The following is a 12,798-nucleotide window of genomic DNA, read 5'->3' as shown; positions in this document are numbered from 1 at the left end:
TTTTGCGAGATCAATTCCTATTAGTGTAACTTTCATTTTGGACACCTTTTGTTGTTATTGAACGTGCAAATTCAATATGGCGTAAATGACGCCTACTTCACAAGAGGTGTCCATCCCATCATCCGTGTATGCTCGAACGTGGCATCCATGCCGCGGACGGTCACATCCATGCGAGTGCTTAATCTAGTTAAGACCTGCGTATACATCTAGCCTCGTTAAATCCGTGAATCAGACTTGCCTAGTCTGGTTCACACGCGAAAACACAGCCATTTTGCGCTGGCTTCGGGTGCCCCATTCCGTGTTTCGGCTCGTTAGCTCAACCGAAAATTCCCACTCCTGCTGCCATACAAATTCTTATCTATTTGCCTATGTTTGGCCTTACCAGAGATCGACTAACAATGTATGGGTACAGTTGTATTTAAATGTAGATGCTTTTGAGTGTTTTTAAGCTCATTTGTTTGCGCATTTATCCAGCCTTAAATTAATAAAATACATTAAAATCATTCATATATATATTTGCCAAATTAGATAATAGGTTTGGGAAACGCGCATGCGCATTTTTCCAGATGGTCTATTGGATAGAAATATGATAATTTATTTATAATACAATTAGTTAACAATACGCGTTTTTACTGGTCTAATGAGGTAAACAGCGCAGCGCATAAATACTAAGACGTTATACGCTAATTGAACTTTGTCGCTAACTTTAAGGGGGACACTATGGATGAACTAATTTTAATCAAAGACTTTGTGATATCGACATTAATGGCAGGATTTCTGGCTTATATTGCATACCAGCAATTGGAAACAAATAGAAATAAATTAAAGCTGGATTTATACAATAAAAGATTTGAAGTCTATTCAGTTTCTTTGACGTTTTACCAAGAACTAACAGGCTCTGGTGCATCAAAGGAGCTTGTAAGAGAGTTCATTGAAAAAAAGGAAGCTGCAAAGTTTCTTTTTTCAACGGAACCATCAATATATTCATTATTAGATGAGATGCATGAAAAATCATTTAAAATAAATGCAGTAAAAAAGAACCGTGATGATTTGGTAGATAATATCGAAGTAATGGATTTGTTAGCTAAAGATGCCACGGAAGCTGCAAATTGGTTTGGTCCTGCAATTAAAGAACTAAGCCAAAAAATGGAATTTTTTTTGAATACTTAAAAGCGTATAACAAGTTGCTGCACGCGGACTCGATACAGTTGTCGTGGTTTTTGCTAAAAGAAAAGGCAGCAAAAACAGCACCAACTTACTCGCCTGTGAGCAAGGCGTTATGTTTTTTGAGGAGAGTTGTAAGTGTATAAAAATCCAACTGATTTAGAGTTGCTTGAATGTATTTATAACCACTATAAATCAGAGTTCGCATTGTATGATTCAGATAAAACAATTAGAGCTGGGAAAGTATATGTGCCTATAGACTGCAAGTTCATTGCAGGGAAGTTGCATGCCGACCCAGAATTAGTATTTGGTCGATTGTATTATCACTTAGCTAATGTATACAAATATCAACAATCCAAAGGTGTTGAGGTTAAGTTGTTTGAGTTTGAAGTAGATAAACAACGTCATTGTATACAGTTTCCCGTTTTGGCGTCAGCCGTAGCCAATCTAAAAGCTGAACATCAACGCTATAAACACACGCTTATAGCTTCAATATTCGCGGTAGTAGTAGCTGTCGGTGCTGCGGCAATAACAGCATACGATGTATTTGGCTCCAAAAATGAGCCAGTGAATCACTCTACCCCAGACTGATTCATCACTCCGCTAAAACATGCCCTTAAGCCCTGTTATCGGGTATTGGAGGGCATTTTTTTACCCTAAAATGAATCAAATTCCTTAAGAACTGATTCAAGCCATCTTGATGATGCCACATTATCAACATAACGAGTTTGTGATGGCGGCGCAGTTTCCTGAAACGTAAATTGCATAAGGCTAATGGCTAAATTAGATCGTTAATATGCGCGGGAGTTGATGAGATTAAGCGCTGGCATGTAAGGGACCGTTCGTGACAGGGATGTCACGGTCGAGCCCTCAAGGATGAGTTTATGGCGCGTCACTGGAAAGCCAGTGCTTAATCATTTTCTGATTATTTGCACATTGCCGCACACTCAGTACAGGGTTACTTAGTTGACACAATCAACTAATCTCGATATTGTTGATACAGTCAACTATATCGAGAGCCTTCTATGTCGTCATTGTCACTCAGTGAAACTTTGCACAGATTAGTGCATGCCTACAAAAAGCAATTGCGTAGTGATATTGCTGCACAAGAGATTGATTTACCTGTCACTCATATCCGAGCCTTGAAGGGCGTGTGTCGCAATCCTGAATCGACAGCCCAGTCTATCGCCCTGCGTATGCAGCGGGATAAAGCACAAATTACCCGTGTTCTTAATGAGCTACAGCAGAGCGGGTTGATCACTAAAATCGATAACCCTAAGGATGGCCGCAGCCAGTTACTGCGACCCACGGCTGAGGGGGAAAAGATCATGACTCAGATCAATGCCTCAGAACGTAAAACCGTGGCGCGCATGACGCAGGCGCTCAGTTCAGACGAAGTCGATACTTTTATTAAACTTGCCAATAGGATCAGTAAAAGTGTGGATGATGCCGCTGCCGCCAAAAGTGAAACTGATTGCCTTACTCAAAAAAGACCATCTAGTAAGCCAAAAGATACGGCTGGAAAAGGAGCCATTGAGTTGCGCTTAACGGCAGAAAACGCAATAGGAGAAAATCATAATGAATAAACCTGCACCACGTGAGCTAGAAGTGATCCGCTCCACTTATATTACTCCGCATATGTTACGCATCACCTTAGGCGGTGCGGGATTGGCTGGATTTCCTGCCGATCAAGAGAGTGCCTATATCAAGTTGTTATTCCCACAAGCGGGTGAGCGTCCATTAATGCGAACTTACACTATCCGTCAGCAACGCGATGATGAAATCGATGTGGATTTTGTGCTGCACGATACCGACGGCCCCGCATCGAGTTGGGCGAAAACGGCGCAGGTGGGTGAACTCATTCAAATTGGTGGACCCGGGCTTAAAAAACTGATCAATTTTGAGGCGGATTGGTTTTTACTCGCAGGTGATATGACAGCCTTACCCGCCATTAGCGTGAATCTGGCAAAATTACCAAACAATGCAGTGGGTTACGCTGTGATTGAAGTGCTAAGCGAGGCTGACATTCAGCCTCTCGTACATCCTGAACACGTGGAGCTGCATTGGGTGATCAATCCTGAGGCCGATCCCGAAGGTCGCCCTTTGATCGAGCGAATTGCCCAATTACCTTGGCTTGCTGGCGAGCCCGCCGTATGGATTGCCTGTGAATTTAATAGCATGCGCGCGTTAAGAAGACACTTTAAGCAAGCGCATTCATTGCCTAAGAGTCATTTTTATACCTCGAGCTATTGGAAAATAGGTTGTAACGAAGGTGAGCATAAGCTGGTAAAACAAGAAGATGAACAGTTAGAAAATGGGGCCAGTGTTTAAATCCAGATAAGGTCGCCAAGTTTGACTTAACGACCTTATCTAACCTTTCGCTTATGCCGTTTTTGCTGCTGATGCACCTATTATTGATGCACTTAGGCTACTGGTGAACTAGCTTGCCATTCTTCACTACATCTTTGCAGGGATTGACGCCGTAGCTGTAGGCCAACTGCGCAGGCGTGGCGATATCCCACAGACAAAAATCGGCTTGTTTGCCAACGACTAAACTGCCGACGTTATCTTCAATTCCGAGTGCTTTGGCGGCATTTAAGGTGAGTCCAGTTAGGGCTTCTTCTGGCGTTAAGCGGAACAAGGTACAGCCCATATTCAGCATCAACAGGGTTGAGCAAATGGGGGATGAACCGGGGTTGAAATCGCTGGCGAGCACCATAGGTACGCCGTATTTGCGCAGTAAATCGATAGGTGGTTTTTGGGTTTCCCGCAAAAAGTAAAAGGCGCCCGGCAGCAGTACGGCGCAGGTGCCGCTTTCACTTAAGGCTTTTACGCCTGCCTCATCTAAATATTCGATATGATCCACAGACTTAGCACCAAGACGTGCGGCCAGTGCGCTACCGCCCATATTGGTTAGCTGCTCGGCGTGGAGTTTAATCTCTAAGCCCGCCGCTTTGGCTGCGCTGAGTACCCGTTCTGTTTGCTCAAGGTTAAAGGCGATATTCTCGCAGAACACATCCACTGCATCGGCAAGATTTTCGGCGATCACTGCGGGCAGCATTTTATTGATAATTAAGTCGACATAGCCGTCGCTATTGTCTTTATATTCTGGCGGAATTGAATGGGCGCCAAGGAATGTGGTCTTCACATCTACATGGTGATGCTTGCCGAGCTCGCGGGCGACACGCAGGATTTTGAGTTCAGTTTCAGTATCTAAGCCGTAACCCGATTTGATCTCAACCGTAGTCACTCCTTCTTTGGCCAGCGCGTTTAAACGCTGACGGCCGAGTTCAAATAATTCTGCTTCATCCGCTTCGCGGCAAGCTTTAACGGTCGAAATAATGCCGCCACCTGCACGAGCAATTTCTTCGTAACTGGCGCCCTGTAGGCGTAACTCAAATTCATTGGCGCGATTACCGGCAAAGATTAAGTGGGTGTGGGCGTCAATTAATCCTGGGGTGATCCAACCGCCTTTGCCCCTGTAAACGGGAATTGACAAAACATCGAAGGCGGGCAGTTCGCTGCGGGGGCCAAGCCAAGCAATTTTGCCATCTTTTACTGCGATGGCCGCGTTGGTGATCGCACCATAAGGTGCTGATACGGAAGGGTCCATTGTGGCTAAGTTAACGTCTATCCAAACCTGATCCCAAGACATGTATTCCCCTCGCTGTGCTGGCAGATGTTAACCAAGTGATTAACGGTTTATTAAATTTATGTGAGCTGGCTTGTATTTACTTGTATATACAAGCTAGGATTGTAGCCGCAATTTTGAACGTTTGAAAGAGTGAATAGCACCTAGATTCTAGCGCTTTATATTGAGGAAATGTTTTGGCTACACCTAAGTTTGCAGAAATTAAGCAATACATTATCTCCTCTATCGAGTCGGGTGAGTGGGAAGAGCATGCTCGCGTGCCTTCTGAGAATCAGCTTGCCGATTTGTTTACCTGCAGCCGAATGACGGCGCGACGTGCGCTAACCGAGCTGACGGATAGCGGTGTGCTTGAGCGTTCTCAAGGGTTAGGCACCTTTGTCGCAGGGTGTAAATCCCAGTCGTCTATGTTGGCGATCCGCAATATTGCCGATGAGATAAAAGACCGCGGCCACGGCTATAGCGTGCAGCAATGGGTGTTAGAACAAGTCGCGGCGAGTACGAGTATCGCAATTTCCCTTGGACTTGAGCACGGTGCGACAGTATTCCATTCGATCTTAGTGCATTGCGAGCAGGGCTTACCGTTGCAAGTTGAAGAGCGTTATGTGAATCCTGAGCTGGTACCCGATTATTTATTGCAGGATTTTACCCAGCAGACACCCCACGAATATTTGTCCCAAGTGGCACCGCTGACCGAGGCGCATCACACGATTGAAGCGATTATCGCCAGTGAAGCATTACAGCAAAGGCTCGAAATCCCCGCCACTGAGCCCTGTTTACAGATTTTACGCCGCACTTGGTCACGCCAAGGCGTCGTGAGTTTCGCAAAATTAGTTCATCCAGGTAGCCGTTTTAAACTCGGCGGCCACTTAACCTTTAGCAAGTAACGCCAGTGGCGTGATTAACAGATGTAAATCAGTAACTTTGATAGCTGTACCCTTATAAGTTAAAAGATAAAAACAATAGTGCTAACCCGTATTAGCGACTTAGCGAATACGAGTTAGCACCACAGGTTGAAAGAGGAAAATTCAATGGATAAGCGCCACGACCCAAGCCGCCGTATTATTGCACCGCATGGCACACAATTAAGCTGTAAGAGTTGGCTCACTGAAGCGCCAATGCGTATGTTAATGAACAACTTACATCCCGATGTCGCCGAGCGCCCAGAAGACTTAGTCGTCTATGGTGGTATCGGCCGCGCCGCCCGCGATTGGGACTGTTACGACAAAATTATCGAAGTTTTACAACGCCTCGAAGACGACGAAACCTTATTAGTGCAATCGGGCAAACCTGTGGGCGTATTTCGCACCCATGCGGATGCACCGCGCGTACTGATTGCTAACTCAAACCTAGTGCCACATTGGGCGAACTGGCAACATTTCAACGAGTTAGATAAGTTAGGTTTAGCCATGTACGGCCAGATGACGGCGGGTTCGTGGATCTACATTGGTACTCAAGGCATAGTCCAAGGTACTTACGAGACCTTTGTGTCGGTCGCAAAACAGCACTTTGAGGGTATCTCTAAAGGCAAGTGGATCCTCACCGGCGGGTTAGGCGGCATGGGCGGCGCGCAAACGCTGGCGGGCACTATGGCTGGCTTCTCAGTGTTAGCCTGTGAAGTCGACGAGACTCGCATCGATTTCCGCCTGCGTACTCGCTATGTTGACAAAAAAGCCACTTCGCTCGATGAAGCATTAGCCATGATTGAAGAAGCGAACCAAGCTGGCAAGCCAGTATCAGTGGGCTTATTAGCGAATGCCGCCGATGTGTTTGCTGAATTAGTTAAACGCGGCGTTACTCCTGATGTGGTGACCGACCAAACCTCGGCACACGATCCATTAAACGGTTATCTGCCGCAGGGCTGGACTATGGCTGAGGCTGCGGCCATGCGTAAAACCGACGAAGCGGGCGTAGTGAAAGCGGCGAAAGCCTCGATGGCGGTGCAAGTACAAGCCATGCTCGACCTGCAAACCGCGGGTGCAGCCACGCTCGATTACGGTAACAACATTCGCCAAATGGCGTTTGAAATGGGCGTTGAAAATGCCTTTGATTTCCCAGGTTTTGTACCTGCTTATATTCGCCCACTGTTCTGTGAAGGCATTGGCCCGTTCCGCTGGGTGGCGTTATCTGGCGATCCCGAAGATATCTACAAAACCGACGCTAAAGTCAAAGAACTGATCCCAGATAATCCACACCTGCACAATTGGTTAGACATGGCGCGCGAGCGTATCGCCTTCCAAGGTCTGCCAGCGCGTATTTGCTGGGTTGGCTTAAAAGATCGCGCTCGCTTGGCGTTAGCTTTCAACGAAATGGTTAAAAACGGTGAGTTGTCGGCGCCCGTGGTAATCGGTCGCGACCACTTAGATTCTGGCTCAGTGGCCAGCCCGAACCGGGAAACCGAATCTATGCTGGACGGCTCAGATGCGGTATCCGATTGGCCATTGCTGAACGCACTACTCAACACCGCTAGCGGTGCAACTTGGGTGTCTTTGCACCACGGCGGCGGCGTCGGCATGGGCTTTAGCCAACATTCGGGTGTGGTGATTGTGTGTGACGGCACAGATGCGGCGGCAAAACGGGTTGGCCGTGTGCTGTGGAATGACCCAGCGACAGGCGTGATGCGCCATGCTGATGCGGGCTACGAGATTGCGAAAAACTGCGCCAAGGAGCAGGGCCTCGATTTACCTATGCAAGACTAGCCGATGCTAACGACTCAATAACAATAATAACTAAAAGCTTGGAGCTAAAAATATGAAATCTGTGAATCACTTAGTGTTAACGCCAGGCAGCTTGAGCCTAGCGCAATTGCGCGAAATCAGCCGTCATAAGTTGACACTGGAACTCGCACCAGAGGCGATTACTGATATCAACACCAGTGCGCAAATCGTGCAAAAAGTGTTGGATGAAGGCCGTACCGTTTATGGCATCAACACGGGCTTTGGCTTGTTGGCCAATACCAAGATAGCGCCCGAAGATCTGCAATTACTGCAACGTTCTATCGTGTTGTCACATGCCGCTGGCACGGGGCAATACATGCAAGATGCCACAGTGCGCTTGATGATGGTGTTAAAAATCAATTCATTAAGTCGTGGTTTTTCAGGCATTCGTTTAGAAGTGATTAACTTCTTAATCAGTTTAGTGAACGCCGAAGTCTATCCCTGCGTGCCAGAAAAAGGCTCTGTTGGCGCCTCGGGTGACTTAGCGCCACTGGCGCACATGTGTTTGCCTATGCTGGGTGAAGGTGAAATGAGCTATCGAGGCGAGTTAATTTCTGCCGCCGAAGGCTTAGAAATCGCTGGCCTCAAGCCAATCGATTTAGCGGCCAAAGAAGGACTCGCTTTGCTTAACGGCACACAAGCCTCGACTGCGCTGGCGCTGGAAGGGTTATTCCACGCCGAAGACTTGTTCGCGGCGAGTTCTGTGATCGGTGCCATGAGCGTCGAAGCGGCGATGGGCAGTCGTAGTCCGTTCGATCCTCGCATCCATGCGGCGCGTGGTCAGAAAGGTCAAATCGATTCGGCCATGGTCTTCCGTCATCTACTGGGTGAAGAGTCTGAGATAAGCTTAAGTCATGCTAACTGTGAAAAGGTGCAAGATCCTTACTCACTGCGCTGTCAGCCACAGGTACTTGGCGCTTGCTTGACCCAAATTCGTCACGCGGCCGAGGTGTTAGGCACTGAGGCCAATGGCGTAACCGATAACCCACTGGTGTTCCAAGACACGGGCGATATCATTTCGGGCGGTAACTTCCACGCCGAACCTGTGGCTATGGCGGCGGATAATCTGGCGATTGCGATTGCTGAACTGGGCTCCATTGCCGAGCGTCGTATTGCACTGCTAATCGATTCTAGCCTGTCAAAATTGCCGCCTTTCCTGGTGAAAAACGGTGGAGTTAACTCAGGCTTTATGATCGCCCAAGTGACGGCGGCTGCATTGGCGTCCGAGAACAAAACCTACGCACATCCGGCATCAGTTGACAGCTTGCCAACATCGGCTAACCAAGAAGACCATGTTTCTATGGCGACCTTTGCGGCGCGTCGCTTGCGCGATATGAGCGAAAATACCCGTGGTGTACTGGCAATTGAATTGTTAGCGGCGGCTCAGGGTTTAGATTTCCGCGCGCCTTTAGCCCCAAGTGCTGCAGTGGCTAAGGCTAAAGCCGAATTACGTGAAGTTGTCGCTTATTACGATAAAGACAGATACTTCGCGCCAGATATCGAAGCCGCGACAGATTTGTTGTATACAGCGAGCTTTAACACTTATCTGCCAGCAGGAACGCTAGCCAGCTTTTAGGCGTTTGTTTTAGTTTAATGGCTGAACAGGTGTTTACTTTGCGAGAATAGGCTGCACTGAGGCGCTTTTGTTATCGCGCCCAGATTTTGCGCCTCAATGTGCTAAAAATAAGCGTTAAAAGGCAAAATTTAAGGTGCAGGCAGATTGCTTGTGCCTTTTTCTTTGGTTTTTATCTGCTTTTCCTCGATCTTTGTCTTTGCCATTTTGGTGTGTTTAACACCGCAGACTCTGCACTTTTTACCCTAATCTTTACATTGTCAGTTTTTGTGGCTGTCTATCCCTCTAGAAACCGTTACCTTTGTGTTTTTATCCGCCATCATTATGCATATTTGGATGCATATAATCATTTTTAATAACCATAACCCTATAATGTGGGACAATATGGGGATGTCATGTTGGACAAATTGTCTTTTGCGGTTTATTGGTTTTTAATTCCAATTTTTGTGCTTTTATCATTGATAAGTAGTATTTGATACTTTGTTGTTGGTGTTTTTTGGAGTTAAGTTCTGTGGTTGTTTATTTGAGATCTTGATCTCATGTCATTATTTGTTATCTATTTCTTCTTTGGGGATAATCTTAAATTAAGTGTGGTCTTTAGTAGGACTCACTCAATCGGTTGCCATTTTTACCACAGCAACCACTAGACTCATAACGACAAGAGTGTGAGAGGACGCAATGAACAGACGCCAGTTTTTTAGACTGTGTGCTGCCGGAGCTGCCACCTCAGCAATTTCAGCGTTGGGATTGATGTCCGAAAAGGCCTATGCGGCCGTTCGAGAATTCAAACTCATTAGCGCGAAAGAAACCCGCAATAACTGCTGCTATTGCTCAGTGGGTTGCGGATTGCTGATGTACAGCAAAGGAAGTAACGGCAAAAACGCCGAACAAAGTATTTTCCATATCGAAGGGGATGCAGACCATCCAGTTAACCGCGGGGCCTTGTGTCCTAAGGGTGCTGGTCTAGTGGATTATGTGAACAGCCCTAATCGTCTTAAATATCCTGAGTACCGTGCGCCAGGCAGTAATGAATGGACTCGTATCAGCTGGACTGAAGCTTACCAACGCATCGCCCGTCTGATGAAGAATGACCGTGATGCTAACTTGATTGAAAAGAATTCTGCTGGGATGACGGTTAACCGTTGGCTTAGCACTGGGATGATGACCTCGTCGGCGATGCCGAATGAAGGCGGCTATATCACCCAGAAATTTGCACGGGCACTGGGCCTAGTTGCAATCGATACTATTGCGCGTAACTGACACTCTCCAACGGTAGCAAGTCTTGCTCCGACATTTGGACGTGGTGCCATGACCAACCACTGGATCGATATTAAAAACTCTAATTTGATCATTATTATGGGCGGTAATGCTGCAGAGGCTCACCCTGTCGGATTCGGCTGGGTTACAGAAGCTATGCAACATAACAACGCTAAACTTTTGGTGGTCGATCCTCGCTTCACCCGTAGCGCCGCTGTGGCCGATTACTATGCGCCGATCCGCTCGGGCACAGATATCGCCTTCCTGCTCGGGGTGATCCGCTATCTTATTGAAACCAAACAAGTGAACTATGACTATGTTAAGGCTTATACCAATGCCAGTTACATAGTGCGCGAAGACTTCTCTTTTAGTGAAGGTCTGTTCAGTGGTTTCGATGAAGAAACAGATAGCTACAATAAAGAGTCTTGGTACTACGAGTTAGACGAACAGGGTTACGCGAAAATCGATCCTAGCTTCGAACATCCACGCTGTGTGTGGAACTTAATGAAGCAACATGTAGAACGCTATGACTTTGAAACAGTAAGCAATATTACCGGTACGCCGATTGCGGACTATGAGATCGTTTGCCAACAAATTGGTAGCACTCATACCCACGATAGGGCCGCAACCTTTATGTATGCCTTAGGTTGGACTCACCACAGTAAAGGGGCGCAGAACATTCGCTCTATGGCAATGGTGCAGTTGCTGCTGGGTAACATTGGGGTGTTGGGTGGTGGTGTTAACGCTCTGCGAGGACACTCGAACGTGCAAGGCGCGACCGATATGGGTTTATTGTGTCAAAGCTTGCCCGGTTACCTCAAGTTGCCGAACGAAAAAGACATTAATCTTAAAACCTATCTCCACAACTATACCCCTGTCGCTCTGCGTCCGGGTCAAACCAACTATTGGCAAAATTACCCTAAATTCTTTGTTTCGCAAATGAAGAGTTTTTGGGGCGATAACGCCACGGTTGAAAATGACTTTGGTTATGACTGGTTGCCGAAATGGGACAAGCAGTACGACTTTACTAAACACTTAGATATGGCTTTCCACGGCGAAGTGAATGGCTACATTATCCAAGGTGTTAACGCCATTAACTCTATGCCAAACCGTAATAAGGTACTCAAAGCCTTGAGTAATCTTAAATACATGGTGGTGTTGGATGCCTTGGCAACGGAAACCGCAACCTTCTGGCAAAATGCCGATGGCTTCAATGAAGTCAATCCCGCTGAAATCATGACGGAAGTGTTCCGTTTACCTACGACGTGTTTTGCCGAGGAAGAAGGTTCCATCGTCAACTCTGGCCGTTGGATGCAGTGGCATTGGAAGGGAGCTAACCCGCCGGGTGAAGCCAAGCCAGATGCTGAGATTCTCTCTGGCGTCTTAATGGCAATGCGTGAACTGTACAAACAAGAGGGCGGTAAGCTGCCTGAGCCAGTGCACGCGATGAGCTGGAATTACCACAATCCTCACTCACCGCACGCTGAAGAAATCGCTCGCGAGCTTAACGGTAAGGATCTCGTGACTCAACGTCAGCTCAGTAGTTTTGCTGAACTGAAAGCTGATGGTAGTACCGCCAGCGCCTGTTGGATTTATGCGGGTTCTTGGACCGAAGAAGGCAACTTGATGGCTCGCCGTGACAACCATGATCCTTCCGGTAAAGGTGTTACTCCGGGTTGGGCATTTGCTTGGCCAGCAAACCGTCGTGTGCTGTATAACCGCGCTTCTTGCGATATCAACGGCAAACCTTGGGATCCAAAACGCACTATCGTCGAGTGGGTTGACGGTAAGTGGCACGGTATCGATGTGGGCGACTTCAATATGAAGTTAACACCACAGGAATCCGCTGGCCCCTTCATCATGCAACCCGAAGGTGTGGGTCGTTTCTTCGCCCTTAAACTATTGGCCGAAGGTCCGTTCCCTGAGCACTACGAGCCGATGGAGTCGCCTATTGGGTTGAACCCGTTACACAAGGTCACCAGTAACCCTGCGGTACGTATGTTACCGGGTGTGAAGGAAACCTTAGGTTCCCATAAGGACTTCCCTTATGTGGCAACTACTTACTGTGTAACTGAACACTTTAACTTCTGGTCTACGCATGCTCGTTTAGCTGCGATTTCTATGCCTGAAACCTTCGTCGAAATCGATGAAATGTTAGCGGCAGAAAAAGGTATCGCCAATGGGGATTGGGTCACTGTCAGCTCTAAACGCGGCAGCATTGAAACCAAAGCTTTAGTGACTAAACGGCTACAGCCGTTAAAGGTAAATGGCCAGTTAGTCCATACCGTCGGGTTACCCCGTCACGGCAGCCATAATGCACTCACTCGTAAGAGTTACTCCTGTAACGTACTCACCACGGAAGTGGGGGATGCAAATACACAGGTGCCTGAGTTCAAAGCGTTTTTGGTTAACATCACTAAAGCGGAGGGGATCTGATT

9 protein-coding genes are annotated in these 12,798 nt (G+C 47.3%); 8 read left to right on the top strand and 1 reads right to left on the bottom strand.

Annotated elements, in window-relative coordinates; genetic code table 11:
• The first annotated feature begins 720 nt into the window (after positions 1-720).
• The 4 genes from KFE26_RS14630 to KFE26_RS14615 all read left to right on the top strand — a co-directional run bounded on the left by KFE26_RS14630 (position 721) and on the right by KFE26_RS14615 (position 3,495).
• Positions 721-1,170, top strand: coding sequence for a hypothetical protein (locus KFE26_RS14630; RefSeq protein WP_212600833.1), 450 nt, complete (start codon positions 721-723; stop codon positions 1,168-1,170).
• Positions 1,171-1,302: 132 nt separating this feature from the next.
• Positions 1,303-1,755 (top strand): hypothetical protein, encoded by a 453-nt coding sequence (locus KFE26_RS14625; RefSeq protein WP_212600832.1) that lies wholly within the window; start codon positions 1,303-1,305, stop codon positions 1,753-1,755.
• A gap of 434 nt (positions 1,756-2,189) precedes the next feature.
• Positions 2,190-2,750, top strand: coding sequence for a MarR family winged helix-turn-helix transcriptional regulator (locus tag KFE26_RS14620; protein ID WP_113941237.1), 561 nt, complete (start codon positions 2,190-2,192; stop codon positions 2,748-2,750).
• On the top strand, positions 2,743-3,495 hold the full coding sequence (locus tag KFE26_RS14615) for a siderophore-interacting protein (protein ID WP_113941238.1): 753 nt from the start codon (positions 2,743-2,745) through the stop codon (positions 3,493-3,495). The genes KFE26_RS14620 and KFE26_RS14615 overlap by 8 nt, the downstream gene beginning before the upstream one ends.
• A gap of 97 nt (positions 3,496-3,592) precedes the next feature.
• Here KFE26_RS14615 and hutI read toward each other — a convergent pair whose 3' ends face one another.
• Positions 3,593-4,819, bottom strand: a complete 1,227-nt coding sequence (gene hutI / locus KFE26_RS14610; protein ID WP_212600831.1) for an imidazolonepropionase — start codon at positions 4,817-4,819, stop codon at positions 3,593-3,595.
• 173 nt (positions 4,820-4,992) lie between these two features.
• Here hutI and hutC point away from each other — a divergent pair, with 173 nt between their 5' ends.
• The 4 genes from hutC (at position 4,993) to fdnG (ending at position 12,796) form a co-directional block, all read left to right on the top strand.
• Complete coding sequence (hutC, locus tag KFE26_RS14605) at positions 4,993-5,700, top strand: histidine utilization repressor (RefSeq protein ID WP_212600830.1); 708 nt, start codon at positions 4,993-4,995, stop codon at positions 5,698-5,700.
• Between the two features lie 144 nt (positions 5,701-5,844).
• Positions 5,845-7,512: a urocanate hydratase gene (gene hutU, locus KFE26_RS14600; RefSeq protein WP_212600829.1), complete on the top strand. Its 1,668-nt coding sequence runs from the start codon at positions 5,845-5,847 to the stop codon at positions 7,510-7,512.
• Positions 7,513-7,564: 52 nt separating this feature from the next.
• On the top strand, positions 7,565-9,106 hold the full coding sequence (gene hutH / locus KFE26_RS14595) for a histidine ammonia-lyase (protein WP_212600828.1): 1,542 nt from the start codon (positions 7,565-7,567) through the stop codon (positions 9,104-9,106).
• A 675-nt stretch (positions 9,107-9,781) separates the two neighbouring features.
• On the top strand, positions 9,782-12,796 hold the full coding sequence (gene fdnG / locus KFE26_RS14590; protein WP_173496974.1) for a formate dehydrogenase-N subunit alpha: 3,015 nt from the start codon (positions 9,782-9,784) through the stop codon (positions 12,794-12,796).
• The last annotated feature ends 2 nt before the right edge of the window (positions 12,797-12,798 follow it).

Source organism: Shewanella sp. M16, assembly GCF_018224605.1.
GTDB lineage: Bacteria > Pseudomonadota > Gammaproteobacteria > Enterobacterales > Shewanellaceae > Shewanella > Shewanella oncorhynchi.
This window is presented reverse-complemented; position numbering and strand designations above follow the sequence as displayed.

Coding starts and splice junctions, on each gene's coding strand:
- hutH (WP_212600828.1), top strand. CDS start 7,565: ATGAAATCTGTGAATCACTTAGTGTTAACGCCAGGCAGCTTGAGCCTA.
- KFE26_RS14620 (WP_113941237.1), top strand. CDS start 2,190: ATGTCGTCATTGTCACTCAGTGAAACTTTGCACAGATTAGTGCATGCC.
- KFE26_RS14615 (WP_113941238.1), top strand. CDS start 2,743: ATGAATAAACCTGCACCACGTGAGCTAGAAGTGATCCGCTCCACTTAT.
- hutU (WP_212600829.1), top strand. CDS start 5,845: ATGGATAAGCGCCACGACCCAAGCCGCCGTATTATTGCACCGCATGGC.
- hutI (WP_212600831.1), bottom strand. CDS start 4,819: ATGTCTTGGGATCAGGTTTGGATAGACGTTAACTTAGCCACAATGGAC.
- KFE26_RS14630 (WP_212600833.1), top strand. CDS start 721: ATGGATGAACTAATTTTAATCAAAGACTTTGTGATATCGACATTAATG.